Origin of the sequence: Shewanella sp. MMG014 (genome assembly GCF_018100775.1) — a bacterium.
GTDB classification, from domain to species: domain Bacteria; phylum Pseudomonadota; class Gammaproteobacteria; order Enterobacterales; family Shewanellaceae; genus Shewanella; species Shewanella japonica.
The window spans coordinates 59846-73096 of record NZ_JAGJDZ010000006.1 but is presented as its reverse complement, the minus strand read 5'-3'; the positions used below and the strand labels follow the sequence as shown (position 1 = coordinate 73096).

The 13251-nt window shown below is 40.6% G+C and carries 14 protein-coding genes; 7 read left to right on the top strand and 7 right to left on the bottom strand.

What is annotated here, in order from left to right; genetic code table 11:
* Window positions 1-38: 38 nt before the first annotated feature.
* The 3 genes from J8L86_RS11305 (at window position 39) to J8L86_RS11295 (ending at window position 2287) form a co-directional block, all read left to right on the top strand.
* A complete protein-coding gene (locus J8L86_RS11305; RefSeq protein ID WP_055022559.1) occupies window positions 39-470 on the top strand; it encodes a CBS domain-containing protein in 432 nt (143 codons plus the stop codon).
* A gap of 73 nt (window positions 471-543) precedes the next feature.
* Window positions 544-912: a DUF333 domain-containing protein gene (locus tag J8L86_RS11300; protein ID WP_211030368.1), complete on the top strand. Its 369-nt coding sequence runs from the start codon at window positions 544-546 to the stop codon at window positions 910-912.
* A 598-nt stretch (window positions 913-1510) separates the two neighbouring features.
* A complete protein-coding gene (locus tag J8L86_RS11295; RefSeq protein ID WP_211030365.1) occupies window positions 1511-2287 on the top strand; it encodes a glycoside hydrolase family 11 protein in 777 nt (258 codons plus the stop codon).
* A 179-nt stretch (window positions 2288-2466) separates the two neighbouring features.
* On the opposite strand, the gene J8L86_RS11290 is transcribed toward J8L86_RS11295, so the two are convergent.
* The 5 genes from J8L86_RS11290 to J8L86_RS11270 all read right to left on the bottom strand — a co-directional run bounded on the left by J8L86_RS11290 (window position 2467) and on the right by J8L86_RS11270 (window position 7917).
* Window positions 2467-4377, bottom strand: coding sequence for a methyl-accepting chemotaxis protein (locus J8L86_RS11290; RefSeq protein WP_211030364.1), 1911 nt, complete (start codon window positions 4375-4377; stop codon window positions 2467-2469).
* 547 nt (window positions 4378-4924) lie between these two features.
* Window positions 4925-5755, bottom strand: a complete 831-nt coding sequence (locus tag J8L86_RS21170) for a heavy metal-binding domain-containing protein (protein ID WP_247663349.1) — start codon at window positions 5753-5755, stop codon at window positions 4925-4927.
* Window positions 5756-5869: 114 nt separating this feature from the next.
* Window positions 5870-6289 (bottom strand): hypothetical protein, encoded by a 420-nt coding sequence (locus J8L86_RS11280; protein ID WP_065109888.1) that lies wholly within the window; start codon window positions 6287-6289, stop codon window positions 5870-5872.
* Between the two features lie 241 nt (window positions 6290-6530).
* On the bottom strand, window positions 6531-7082 hold the full coding sequence (locus tag J8L86_RS11275; protein ID WP_065109889.1) for a hypothetical protein: 552 nt from the start codon (window positions 7080-7082) through the stop codon (window positions 6531-6533).
* Between the two features lie 10 nt (window positions 7083-7092).
* A complete protein-coding gene (locus J8L86_RS11270) occupies window positions 7093-7917 on the bottom strand; it encodes a cytochrome c3 family protein (RefSeq protein ID WP_055022551.1) in 825 nt (274 codons plus the stop codon).
* A 496-nt stretch (window positions 7918-8413) separates the two neighbouring features.
* Here J8L86_RS11270 and J8L86_RS11265 point away from each other — a divergent pair, with 496 nt between their 5' ends.
* From J8L86_RS11265 to J8L86_RS11250, 4 genes are all read left to right on the top strand, one after another.
* Window positions 8414-9163, top strand: coding sequence for a helix-turn-helix domain-containing protein (locus J8L86_RS11265; RefSeq protein WP_211030362.1), 750 nt, complete (start codon window positions 8414-8416; stop codon window positions 9161-9163).
* Window positions 9164-9226: 63 nt separating this feature from the next.
* Window positions 9227-9745 (top strand): hypothetical protein, encoded by a 519-nt coding sequence (locus tag J8L86_RS11260; protein ID WP_055022549.1) that lies wholly within the window; start codon window positions 9227-9229, stop codon window positions 9743-9745.
* Between the two features lie 227 nt (window positions 9746-9972).
* A complete protein-coding gene (locus tag J8L86_RS11255; RefSeq protein WP_055022548.1) occupies window positions 9973-10221 on the top strand; it encodes a DUF3297 family protein in 249 nt (82 codons plus the stop codon).
* 280 nt (window positions 10222-10501) lie between these two features.
* A complete protein-coding gene (locus tag J8L86_RS11250) occupies window positions 10502-11143 on the top strand; it encodes a LysE family translocator (RefSeq protein WP_197495551.1) in 642 nt (213 codons plus the stop codon).
* A gap of 193 nt (window positions 11144-11336) precedes the next feature.
* On the opposite strand, the gene J8L86_RS11245 is transcribed toward J8L86_RS11250, so the two are convergent.
* Window positions 11337-12389 carry an NAD(P)/FAD-dependent oxidoreductase gene (locus tag J8L86_RS11245; protein ID WP_247663348.1) on the bottom strand — a complete coding sequence of 351 codons (1053 nt, stop codon included), beginning with the start codon at window positions 12387-12389 and terminating at the stop codon, window positions 11337-11339.
* Window positions 12390-12567: 178 nt separating this feature from the next.
* Window positions 12568-13176 carry a hypothetical protein gene (locus J8L86_RS11240; protein WP_055022545.1) on the bottom strand — a complete coding sequence of 203 codons (609 nt, stop codon included), beginning with the start codon at window positions 13174-13176 and terminating at the stop codon, window positions 12568-12570.
* Between the last annotated feature and the right edge of the window lie 75 nt (window positions 13177-13251).

Sequence of the window (13251 nt, the reverse complement as noted above, 5' to 3'; positions counted from 1 at the left end):
ATTAGAATTTATACATAATCTGTATAAGGAATAATACGATGAAAGTAAGCGATATCATGACCCCTAATCCTATTTGTATTAGTAATGAGGCCAGCCTGAAAGACGCTCACCAATTAATGCAAAGCCGTAATGTGCGTCATCTTCCTGTTATTTCTGAATCCGATGGCAAATTTGTCGGCATGTTGACCCATAAAAAAATGATTGCAACTGTGCTAAGTGTGCTCAATAAATACGGTCAAGGAGCGTTAGATAGAAAAGAGCGCTATACCCCTATCGCCGATATTATGGATACCCAAGTCGATAAATTAGGATTAGATGAGCCACTTCCTGTTGTCGTGCAATATTTTATCGACAATAAACTAGGTTGTTTGCCTGTTTTAGACAGAGACAACAGAGTGTTAGGGATTGTTACATCATCTGATTTTATTAAACTCTGTCAGCGCTTATTAGTCACTCAGCAGTTATCATGAGCGTTGAAAACCTTTGCTAAACGCTGCTTAATCAACTTATGTGAACACATTAATTTTCAAGGATGGAACAACAATGAAACGTTATCAAATCATAGGGCTGGTTGGCTTGTTCTGTATGATGTCTGCTTGCAGTGACAATAAACAAAGTCAGGTTGAATCAAGCCAGCAAAAACTTGCCAATCCTGCCGCTGTATTTTGTGCTGAGCGGGGTAAATATGATATTTCTTCTGGGCAATGTATGCTTGAAGACAATACCCAAGTGGATGCTTGGGAGTTTTATAGAAAATATCATGCAGATCAATCTGTAGGGCTAGAAAATCCTGCTGCGGCCTATTGCATATCATCCCAAGGAGAATACGATATCAACACTAGCGAATGTAAGTTCGCTGATGGCCGTATTGTTAACGCTTGGGATTACTTTAAGCAGCAAAGCAGTAAATAGCCGATGACAGATTAATCATGGTGAGTATAAAGCCTATTTATATTCGCCAACTTTACTTGCTTATTGACTCGCCATGTTTAGCATCATTTTTTGTTGATTTCTAAGCGCTTTATTTTGGCTGGTCATCTCCCTTCCTATATTGCTTTGTTTACCCTCTATAACGTTATTTATTTCAACTTCTTAAGTTAATTTTGACGAGTGTTTGTCGCCTCGTTATTAACACAGCTTTAGCCGCCTACACCTAGCCAGTTGTATTCATACTTTTGATGTATATTCGCCATTGCTTATGTTGACACGGCTTATAGTCATATGTACTAATAGGTCGTCGAGTAATGAAGCAGGTCTATTTTGTTGTCTTAATTAAGTAAATAAATTCATTGGCGATAATCATCAATTTTTAGGTGGGCAAGGTAATGTAATTTTGCTTTTTAACAGACGAGATTATTACAATCTAGGTTGGCGTCATAGGTAAACCCTGTTTTCTGTTTGTAGAACACGGTGTCGTTATTAAGCATTGATTTATGAGGATAAATAACCTCATGCGGTACTTGAGATAACACCACCTTTTAATATATTTAGATATATAAATGGGGAAACTATGAACTCACATACAAATAGAAATACATATATAAGGGCATTGTTGGTTGCCGCAGCCTTTTGTGTCACCTCTGGGAATATACAGGCCGCTGAAACGTTTCAAACTTCCGAAGCCAGATTTCCAAATACTGAGCAAGGGTACTTCACCAGCCACTATGAATTGAACAACGATCCAAATACTTATCTTTACACCACTAGCTATACCGCAAGTTATATAAAAATGTCTGGAAACTCGCAAAACGTGGTGTCAGGTCGAGGTTGGCAAACTGGGCATCAATGGCGCAAAGTCAACTTTAGTATTGAAAATTACTATCCTGATAACAGCAGCCAAAAGTCAGTTTTTGCATTGTATGGTTGGACTAAAAGCAATAACACCAATTACGATGGTATGGCCGAATACTACATTATTGATAAGCACAATGGTTGGTATCCCGAGCATCAAAATGATGATGGCAAAGACAATGGTGCACGTTGGTTAGGAACTAAAAATGTAGATGGTGCTAAGTACGACTACTATGTTTCAACACGCACCGATAAGCCCCATGCCTATGGGCCTGGGCTAACAACATTTAAACAATACTGGGCAATTCGTGACTATTACAATCAGCGTGACAACGGTGAGATTAATGTCGGTCAGCATTTTCAAATGTGGATAAACCCGCATGAATATAAGCATGAAAAATATCCGTATATTGGTAATTGGGGTTATCAAATTTTTGCGATTGAGCTGATTGGTGGCGGAGGTTCTGTCAATTTAAATGCTTGGTCAAATAACTAGGCCTTGTACATAAACAGGTTTGATAGCACTCGTTAGGTTAATCTGAACCCTTTTTGTGTGGTGAGTGATGCTCAGCATAATAAGCAATTGATAGGTAGATAAATCAAGCGTTGTGCAACAAAAAAGCCAAACAATGTGTTTGGCTTTTTTATTTTGCTTACTGTTAAATGGTGGCGAAGTTAGGTTAATTTAAATCGTCCCACAAGTCCGTCTAAATCATTTGCCATTGATTTTAGCTCATTGCTTGAGCTTTCAATGCTGGCTGAAGCTTGGGCGCTGCTTTGGCTGCTGTCACCAATGTTGACCACATGCTGATTAATTTCGTTAATCACCACAGATTGCTCTTCAGTCGCAGTGGCTATTTGGGTATTGAGATCTGAGATATGCTGAACATTACCTGCAATCTCTTCCAGTGCCTGATGCGTTCGCATTGACGCTTTAACGCCTAGTTTTGCATGCTCACGTCCTTCGTGGACTGATGCTACGGCAGCTTTGGCGCCGTTTTGTAGCTCAGAAATCATAGCGTGAATTTCATCAGTTGATTCACTGGTGCGCTGGGCTAAGTTCCTCACTTCATCTGCAACAACGGCAAAACCACGGCCTTGTTCACCAGCGCGAGCAGCTTCAATAGCGGCGTTTAATGCTAGTAAGTTCGTTTGTTCTGAAATCCCACGAATCACATCTAACACGCTCGATATTGAGTCACTTTTTTCTGCTAACTTGACAATATTTTCTGAGACGTTTTCCATATTAGACGCCATATCTGTGATGGTCGTGTTTGACTCTTCAACCACAGTTTGCGCCCGTTGCGCTTTTATGGTCGCATCATTAGTGGCTTGAGCTGCAATGGAGGCACTGTTTGCTATTTCTGCAATTGTGCTGCCCATTTCGTTAATGGCTACAGAAACTTGATGCGCTCCATCACTTTGGATATCCGCAGATTTTTTAGAATGTTGTGCATCGCTATAGACATGTTGAGAAGCGTCATTCACCTTGTTTGAGGTTGCAGCTAGCTCTTGAACTACAGAGTGCAATTTACTAATAAAGGCATTAAACCCTTGAGCTAAACGGCGCATTTCTTCATTGCCATTTTCGTTAATACGCTGAGTTAAATCACCTTCACCCTCGCCGAGCTCTTTAAAGGTATCAGCTAATTGATTTAATGGACGCACTAAGCTGTTGCCAAGGTAAATACTGATCGCAATAAAGAGGACGGCAATGATAAAGAACGTAATTAAGATATTATTACGTGAAGTATCTAAGCCAGCGTATAGCTCCTCTTGAGGGACTTCAGCGATGACATACCAGCCTAAACTTGAGATATAACTTGAAGCAATGAGTTGCTCATCAGCCATTGCAAAAGCATAGTTGTTTTGGTTTAACAATTGACGACTGTTAATGCTCGGATATATATCAGCTAATGTTTTACCCGATTTATAATCGATACTGCGGTGAACTTTAATGACACCGTCACCATCAACGAGGTAAACAAAACCCGTTTGTTCGATTTGAAAACTGTTGAGGTAATCAACCATTTCATCAAAAGATTTAGACACACCGCTTAGGCCTTGGCCATTTTCTTGCTGATAATTGATGAAAATATCAGTTTGGCCAACACTGTCATGGTAAATACTCGTCGACTCGTTTTTGCCGCTTTCAGTGAAGCGAAAAAACCACTTATCATGGCCGGGATCCAGTACGCGTAAAAAGCCATTTTGATTCCAATATTTGTGACTGTTTTTATCGACAAATGAGGCATTACTAAAGCCGTTATCACTGGCTGTTTTCGCTAAGTAATCGATTAAGTACTGCTCACCTTCAACACTTTCACCTTGGTCTATCCAAAGTTGGATCATGCTGTTATTTGCGATAGCTCGAGTGACGACTTTCATCTGATTAATTTCGCCATCGATAGCATTACGAATACGCTGGACTAGGTTAGGCATATCCGACTGTTCTAATCGCTCTGATAATAAGGATTTAGCGCTATTTTGGCCTACATAAGCAACGACGCTGGTGGATACAATGACAGCAAATAACATTGCAGTTATTAACTTATTCCGAATGGATAATGTAGATAAAAAGCTCATTAACATAACTCCTACACACCGATTAACTGGGTGTGTTGATACATCTAGGCTGCCTTTGGCTAACCTAATCAAGGGTGCTGACTATAACGGCATTTATACTAAAAACATGAGGAAGTTTCACAATTAAATATAATAATCTAACAACGTGCGGTGTTTTTTCGCGCTGATTGGTTAGACTTTGTTCAGTTGGTGGCCGTGATACGATTTTTTAACGGTTACTTTTTGTTGAATAAAAAGCCGTTTTGTACGTTTCGTGACAATCATTTTATTGGCAAAAATAATAATTTGAATAAGTGTAAGATGATTTAAACAAAGCCCGTTGAGCAGAGTCAGTTGAAAGAGTCAGTTGAACAGAGTCAGTTGTACATAGTCCGTTGAACAGAGTTAGTTGAACAGAGTCCGTTGAACAGAATAAAGCAGAAGGCGTTGGGCGAAGAAAGTCATCAAAGCCTTACGATAGTCAGATGTATATGTAAGGCTTTTAAAAAGTATCTATAGTCAAAATGTAAACCGCTAATTAATCGTTAATTAGCGGTATCAGATATGCCTAATGGTGAGCGTGTTCAGTTTTTTCGGCGCTCATTGGCATCAGTTTCATGCCGCATTTAGGGCAGCTATCACCTTCAACACCTGTAATACTGGCATTCATTGGGCAAGCATGAGTATGTTGCTTGGTCTTATGATCTTTGTGTGCATGTTTTGCTGAACAGCATTTGCAGTTAGCTTTATCAGCACACTTTTTACAGTTATCACAGTTGGTTTTACCGTTACAGCCTTTGCAGTTTTCGCACTTTTTACAGTTTTCGCATTTAGCTTTACCGTCACAGCCTTTGCAGTTTTCACACTTTTTACAGTTTTCGCATTTAGCTTTACCGTCACAGCCTTTGCAGTTTTCGCACTTTTTACAGTTTTCGCATTTGGTTTTACTGTCATAGCCTTTGCAGTTTTCGCACTTTTTACAGTTTTCACATTTGGCTTTGCCATCACAACCTTTGCAGTTTTCACACTTTTTACAGTTTTTGCATTTGGCTTTGCCATCACAACCTTTGCAGTTTTCACACTTTTTACAGTTTTCGCATTTGGTTTTACCGTCACAACCTTTGCAGTTTTCACACTTTTTACAGTTTTCGCATTTGGCTTTGCCATCACAACCTTTGCAGTGGCCTTTATTAGGGCAGTGATCACCGTCAGTTTTATGGGCTTGTTCTAAGTTCATTCCGCATTTAGGGCAAGTATCTCCAGCGTTACCTGTGACTTCGGGATGCATAGGGCAAACATGTGATTGATGCTGCTCGCTAACGTGATGTGCGGCTGTGGCGACTTGCACAGTAGAGCTAATTAAAAAGAGGCTCAGTACGATATAGATAATGTTTTTCATTGCTTAATTCCATGAAATAGTCGGACGATAACCTGCGTCATTTCGTCCGTAAATTGTCGTTTGTGTAGATATAAAAGTGTTATTAGTCGTTGTTACTAAAACGGTTATATAGCGTTAACTGATAGGCGGCTTAAATGCTTGCGACGCATCGATTGATTGAAAGTAAGGCGGGGTGGTGGCAATGACATGCCCCAGATTTTGATTGAAATGCCAAGGCGTTTGAATGGATAAGGTATCTGCTAGGCTGATATATAAGCAGTTTTCACAATTGAATTGACAAGTATTATTGCTTTGGCAACTAACTGTTTGTTGGTTTTTTTCATGTTCATGCTGACAGTTTGAACAAGCTTGGCATGATGTGTCGCTTGCCTCTTGATGATGGCTAGACGTTATTACTGAAGTTGAAATTGATATTTGAGTTGATGGAGTATTGCCCTTAGGTGTCATTGCTGTTGGATTAGCAAATACCAGCTGACTGAAGAGCGTCAGTAAAGTAACAAGGTATATCAACGGATGACGTAAAAGGGTATGCATATCAATTCCATAAAAAAAGATGTTCGGAGCTTATCACCATTTTTTTACGTGGAATCTGACCCAATTCACAGTTACAAACACAGTGACAGTGAAGGTATAAACATCGATTCAATTTGTTACCTTGATCACTCTTATCGACGAATTCATCGCAAAAATCGTCACAAAAAAAGCCGTAGCAACACGCTACGGCTATAAATGCCTAATGCCTTTGTATGGGGATCGGTATCAGGCTGGGCGACGATTATTCTTCGGCTGTAATTAGCTCGAACTCATTACTCGCCTTAGCCCCATGAATCAAAATGGCCACTTTATATTGCTCGACAGCGCCTGCAGCAGCTTTACTATCAAGGTCTAAGTCAGTGGCATTAAAGGTATATTGCCCAGCAATATCTGTTTCGGTTAATACCCCATTACATGCATCTTCAGTACTCGTATCACAGCTATAACTTTGACTCACATGCCAACGCTTCCATGCTTTAGCGTTATTAGACCCAGAAATAGGATAACCAAAATACATAATCTGATAACTAGAGGCATCGGTTATTGCTTTGTCTTCATCATTTGTCAAAGTAAAAGTGAGTGTGCCAGAGTCGGTGTCGAATGTTTCTAATGTTAACGTTACCGCTTCTGCTTCATCAATGGCTACAGATTCACTGACGGGGGGATCAACAGGATCAGTTACCGGTGGTTCAACTACCGGCGGATCGACAGGTTCCGTTGTATTGTCATCATCACTACAACCTATGAGTAACAGTGAGCTCGTTAATAAGGCGCTCAAAAGTTTGCGTTTCATAATGGGCTCCTTAATTGAAATGTCCGGTATGACAAGTTTCACACTCTAAATCGCCTTTAACACTCGCAGCTGAGCCCATAGTGTCACTTGTGCCGTGGCAAGATTGACAACTTGCTGTTGCTTCTGATGCCATAGACTCTGGTAATACGCCAATATCTTCTCCAGCGTATGCACGATTGAGCAAATCGACGATGTAGTAGGCCATGCTCGCTGATAGACGTTTACAACGTTCGCCTTTTTCAACAAAAGGTTTGCCGCCATTGATTGCTGACCAGTTACTGATTGATGAGTGACATAATGGACTGTTGGCGATAGAAGTAAGGCCGACTAACAGGCTTTTTTCCGCAGTTGATCCAATACCAGCAACAAACTCATCAGAAGAAAGTGGAAGATCTTCTCTTTCGTAATATCTAAATGATGCGCTGATGACCGCTGAATTTTGATCGTTAATATCATCAAGGATATTAATCAGCATCCCTGCGGCATTTAAGTTGCCGCAAATGGTGCCTTGACCAACAATACCTGCCCAGCCGTAACCAGCTAATGCTGTTGGGATTGAGGCAAAGTTAGCCGCATCTGCACTTGATGACTCTGCAAGTTTAGTAATAATGGCGTGAAAAACTTGATGCATACAGCCCCCACCTGTTTCGTAGGCGAGTTTAGCTGTGGCCATCGCATCTAATGGTACATACTTTAATTTATCACCGAGTTCTAAACGGAAATTTCCATCGGCATCAGTGGCAGCAAATGCTGAAGTACCCACTAAAGTAGCACCTGCTGCGACACTACTGATTCCAATAATTTGGGTTAAGGCTTGACGTCTAGTTATGCTCATAATAATCACCCTATTTGCTGTTTTCTTATTGATTAAGTTCAAGCTTGTCATGCTTGTTTTGTTGTTAATTGTTCATCTCTTCGAGTCAGTGCCTTACTGGCTTTTATCATCTTGGTAGGCGTTGCTCGATAGAGTTAATGTAAGCAATGTGCAGATAAATTTTGTGATGATTAGCCAATTAATGTGGAGGTAAGAAAAACGGCTTTTGGGAGCGTTAACTCCGTTACTCACTGATGATTTTTTGAGGCAACGTGCTACTTTTTGTGAGGGGGGTCACGCTATTAATGAGATTAATCAAGATTAACGGCACTATTAACGATTAATTGGTTTTATTTACATTATGAATTTAAGTGACTTGCCTCTCACTTTGTTGTGCAAAGGTAAATAAAAGCCCTTTAGCTTGTTATAAAAAGGCCACTAAATTAATCAGGATCACAGAAAAATTTATACTTTCTTTTTACACTGTATTTATAGAAGTGTGGTTGGGAAAAGATGAATGCATTTAGGGCATTGCCGGTTTAATAAAGCTAAGGGTGAGCTAACTAACCAACAGACAGGAGATGTGTGGCATCTTCCTCGAGCTGAACGACAAGTGTTGAGCTTATTGATTGATTATCAAGGGCAAGTTGTGGCTAAACCTTTGCTGAAAAAAGGGGACGAACAAGCGCCACCATTAAGCGATGCGTCAGTCACTCATGCGATTTTCACGCTTAGAGCTTTTTTAGGCCCGCAGTATGAAACGCTAATAGAAACAGTCAAAGGACAAGGGTATCTATTAAAACCTCACCGAAGTCGCAAACATCAATCTCAGCGCTTACCCTCTAATGTGATCATCTTGGCGACATGCATTGGCATCTTTGTCATCGTCTCCATAATGACAACGATCATATTATGGGGACAGTTTTCGGAAACAGCGACATCGCCAGCGCAGCCGTTTAGTGAATCTACGGTGACATTGGCCTCAGGCAAAACTGTTGATGTGATTTTGTACTCATCATCGAAAACAAATAATGCCTTACTAAAAGAGCAGGGCACCCAATTAGAGCAAAGCTTAGCTGAGTGTAAGCAGTCTTCATTGCAAAGTGTTTATTTGTCACTGTCACACGATGAGCAAGTACTTAATATTACGTTACGTGGTGAGCTTATTGGTCAATCTGTTATTCGTAACCTCAAAATAAGCGACCTGAGACAACCCAAAAAGTTTGTCAGCCAACAATGGTTAAAAGGGGTTGAGATTTGTGATTAACGTAATTGCCATGACTGACGTTTACCGATTCATGGCTTGGCTTCAAGAACAGGAGGAACACCAATGAGTTTTTCATGGCGTTGGTTATTAGGCTTGGTGGCAATATTACTCTTCACAACGGGGATCGCTGGCGGGTATCAATTGAATACAACTAGCCCAAGTTTTATGTTGAGTTGCAGTTCTGAGTTATACAATCGCAATAATGAAACACAAGACAGCAATCATTATCTTTTGGTGGATTTATTATCAAAAGATGGCCAAGTACAAGTGCATTATCGCTATTTTAATATCGATGGCACCACTGCGGGCACTGTCTCTATGCAAGGCCAAGTAAATCATATTGATAATCAAAATCGGATTTATGATATTTCGGTGAATACTAAGCAAGAAAGCCCACTGGCTGAAGATCAGCAACCGCCAGAGCATTATCGTTATCTTTCCTACGTCAGTAACTTAAATTTAAGCCGAGACGGTATGCATAATCTGAGCTTACAAGTTCTTGAACAAGATGATGCCAAAGACTTTGCTGTAGTCTTGTTTCAGCCAAGTAATACCGTCTGTGGTTGCCGCTTAGTCAATTAGCCAACAATAAGCACTGTCGTTGCGACTCCCTAGTGGGTTAGTCATTACTTACCTGTAAACGCCGGCTTGGCAATAATTGTGTTGTCGAATAGCAGGATGAGACTTGAATATGGCGTTGTTAATGTCTTATTAACCGCAAATTGGGACACACCAAAAGATATATTCATTGAGCAAAGAGTTGGTATTGCCTACAATAGCACTAGATCTTATTACTACAGAGCATGACCATGAACGATACAACTTCACAACCCGCTTTACCTGATCGCTTATCTGTTAATCCACGCAGCCCACATCATGTTGAGGCGATTTTTCAATTTGATATTGGCATTAAGGTTAATGGCAAAGAACGTTTTGATGTTGAAGAATACTGTATCAGCGAAGGTTGGGTTAAAGTTCCAGCTGGTAAAGCATTAGACCGTCGTGGCCAACCTTTACTTATGACTGTTAAAGGTACTGTGGAAGCGTTCTACCGTTAAACACCTTGGTATAACTTGCTTAAAAAAGGCTTAGTGATAATCACTAAGCCTTTTTTGGTTTACTAGGGTGTGTCTATGTTGAGTGAAGCGATAAGTTCCCCCTGCCTACAGATGTTGTTCTGGAGGCGGTAACGAGAGTTGAGTGTCACTTAGTAATGATCATGTAGCTGGCGTAAACAAACTTTGCCGACCATAGCTCACATTTAAAAACAACATGACTTTTATTCATGTTGGATAGCTGTAAAATCCGCGCCTTGTTTAATCACTTATCTAATTCATCATGATCGACTTGGCTTTACTCCCTGTTTATTTAACCACTGTGGTCGCTTTATTGTTGATCCCTGGGCCTGACATGCTGCTGATTGCCAGTTCAAGTCTGAGTTATGGCCGAAAAGTTGGCGTATATGCAAGCTTTGGTAATGCGACTTCAGGGTTAATTTTAACCTTACTTGCGGCAATGGGTGTATCAGCATTAGTGGCGATGAACCCAATAGCGTTAGAAGTATTAAGAGTTCTGGGCGGCGCTTACTTATTAAAGATGGGGTGGGACTGCATGCGCAGCAGTGCAGCGGATGCACCTGAAATTGAGCAGCAAAATAACTTAGCCAAGTTACTTTATCGCCGCGCAGTTTTTAGTAACCTACTTAATCCAAAAGCGCTGATCTTCTTTGTGCTTTTTTTACCTCAGTTTGTGTCTACTCAGCTTACAGCCAGCTCTGGCGAACAAATGCTAGCACTGGGATTATTGCTTAATGTGATGGGGCTGTTGTTCAACTTACTGCTGGTGGCACTCGTTGGCAGCTTAGGTAAGCCATTACTTAAAAATGAAAAGTTCCGCACTTACCAAAACAAGTTTATGGGGTTAATATTTTTCGCGCTAGCGATTTGGCTGTTGGCTTCACAAGTGCAAAGCCTTAGCTAAACGATTTGGCTTTTCAGTTAGTCGCTCCCAAGTTAACTAGAGACCGAGTTAAATAGAGCTCAAGTTAAGTCAGTTGAGTCAATTCAAATAAAGCGCTTATTGCTGATAAGCCATCATAGAGGTTCAATAATAAAGCGAAATAAGGACTATCTTATTTCGCTTTATTTATGGGAAAGTCAGCAGCCAAGGTGATTTACGCCGCAACCTTGTTGTTAGAAATGTATTTCATTAGGTAATCGGCATCCTTGTATACACCGCCAAGCGTAGCTGAACCTCGGGTGTAAAGCCAAGGTAGGCCGATGAAATATAAGCCCTCAACATCATTGCTGACGCCGCGATAATTACTGGGGTAATTCATTTCATCAAATGAGATACCATCAATCCAAAAGAAATTAGGTTTAAAACCCGTAGCCCAGATAATGTTTTTAATCGTGCTGATGCTGCCTTTTTGAAACGTTATTGTCTCTTTTTCTGCTGATAAGGTTCGCCCCATGTGGATGACATTATCTTTAGCGAGTAGTGACTTAACATCTGTACCAATAACGGGCTGAACCCCTTTACTTAACCATTGGCCAATTTTACTGTAGCGATTAACCGATAAAAATCCGATTTTAGTAAACCACCACCATAAGGTTTTACCCAAAAAAGTTTGCGGTATTGCCTTAATTTGATCGGTACCTGAAAAATATGCCGTTCGGCCGGTATCTGCAATTTCCGATAAAATTTGCACACCAGAATCACCCGCACCAACAACTAAGCAATCACCGTCTTGAAGCTGTGAAGGATTTTTATAATTCTCGCTATGCAGTTGAGTTACCCCTTCAGCGATATCGACATGGCATGGTGGCGTATAGGGCGTGTGAAAAGGCCCCGTGGCAATAATCACTTGTTTGGCTTTATATTTTGTTGTGGCACTGGTGATTTCAAAAATCCCATTTACTTTAGTGACGGCAGTGATTTTTTGATTAAACTCGATAGGGATATTGTAGTGTTCTACATAGCTTTTCAAGTAGTCAGCGACTTCATATTTATTGGGGTAATAGCCCTTAGGGAAGGGGAATTTCATGCCGGGCAAATGGTTATATTCAGTGGGGGTAAACAGGGTTAACGAATCCCAACGTTTTAACCAAGGGGCACCAATACAATCATTAGCATCGAGAATCAGATAATCTTTATTTTGTTGGCTTAAATTGTAAGCCATAGATAGCCCAGATTGGCCAGCGCCAATGATGATAAATTCTTTCATGAAATCCAATCTACTGCGTTTTGATATTATTATGGGCGACATTCTAACAGAACCAGCCAGCGGTAATTGATTATTGGCTAAATCAATTGCCTAAGGCTGTGTAAACCTGTGCAGAAAGCCGGTGTTATTGGCATAAAAAAACACGGTATAAACCGTGTTTTTTTAATTGATATTGGCGTTATTTAAAAGCTGCAATTTCTTTTTTAACGGCATCAACAACGGCAAGTGGCGTGCTGATGTATTTTGAGTGGTCTATGAAAATCGCGTTGTCACCAACTGTCATCACTAACGCAGGAAAGTTTGCTGTGCCTAACATCTGCTGAATTTCTGCAATCGCTTCAAGTACACATTCAGCATCGACACTTAGCTCATCTCTAAATATTTTGTTTGATGGAGACAGCTTATATTCGGCGACAATGTCCATAAAATCATGTTTGGTATCCAGTGGATTACCTTCAATAAAATGGGCTCTTTGCAATGCATTAAGTACAGGTAATTGCTTGTCGGCTTGTTTGCTTTGCAGCCAGCCCATTAAGTTTGCTGTTTTGACAGAGTTTTTGGGACTATTCACATAACGAATGTGCTCACGACCAAATTTAAGGCCACTGGCTCTGGCTGCCGCTTCCATTTGCTCTTCGCCTGCACTGTCTTTGCCCATGTAATGTGCTGTGTGCAGCAGGTGTACCTTCATTTTTGGGTAGGCATCTTGTAAGGCATTCACTATCGGAGTGGTAGCATAGCTCCAAGGGCAGTGTGAGTCGTAGATAAAATAAAGCTCGGTGGTCATGAGTTACTTCTTAAATGAATGTTGATAGCAAGATCCTAAATAGTTTGAAGTCATTATTCAATCCTTGTCGTGTGT

Bases quoted from the DNA above. Each gene is read 5' to 3' on its own strand.
- J8L86_RS11305 (WP_055022559.1), top strand. From the start codon at position 39: ATGAAAGTAAGCGATATCATGACCCCTAATCCTATTTGTATTAGTAAT.
- J8L86_RS11300 (WP_211030368.1), top strand. From the start codon at position 544: ATGAAACGTTATCAAATCATAGGGCTGGTTGGCTTGTTCTGTATGATG.
- J8L86_RS11295 (WP_211030365.1), top strand. From the start codon at position 1,511: ATGAACTCACATACAAATAGAAATACATATATAAGGGCATTGTTGGTT.
- J8L86_RS11290 (WP_211030364.1), bottom strand. From the start codon at position 4,377: ATGAGCTTTTTATCTACATTATCCATTCGGAATAAGTTAATAACTGCA.
- J8L86_RS21170 (WP_247663349.1), bottom strand. From the start codon at position 5,755: ATGAAAAACATTATCTATATCGTACTGAGCCTCTTTTTAATTAGCTCT.
- J8L86_RS11280 (WP_065109888.1), bottom strand. From the start codon at position 6,289: ATGCATACCCTTTTACGTCATCCGTTGATATACCTTGTTACTTTACTG.
- J8L86_RS11275 (WP_065109889.1), bottom strand. From the start codon at position 7,082: ATGAAACGCAAACTTTTGAGCGCCTTATTAACGAGCTCACTGTTACTC.
- J8L86_RS11270 (WP_055022551.1), bottom strand. From the start codon at position 7,917: ATGAGCATAACTAGACGTCAAGCCTTAACCCAAATTATTGGAATCAGT.
- J8L86_RS11265 (WP_211030362.1), top strand. From the start codon at position 8,414: ATGCATTTAGGGCATTGCCGGTTTAATAAAGCTAAGGGTGAGCTAACT.
- J8L86_RS11260 (WP_055022549.1), top strand. From the start codon at position 9,227: ATGAGTTTTTCATGGCGTTGGTTATTAGGCTTGGTGGCAATATTACTC.
- J8L86_RS11255 (WP_055022548.1), top strand. From the start codon at position 9,973: ATGAACGATACAACTTCACAACCCGCTTTACCTGATCGCTTATCTGTT.
- J8L86_RS11250 (WP_197495551.1), top strand. From the start codon at position 10,502: ATGATCGACTTGGCTTTACTCCCTGTTTATTTAACCACTGTGGTCGCT.
- J8L86_RS11245 (WP_247663348.1), bottom strand. From the start codon at position 12,389: ATGAAAGAATTTATCATCATTGGCGCTGGCCAATCTGGGCTATCTATG.
- J8L86_RS11240 (WP_055022545.1), bottom strand. From the start codon at position 13,176: ATGACCACCGAGCTTTATTTTATCTACGACTCACACTGCCCTTGGAGC.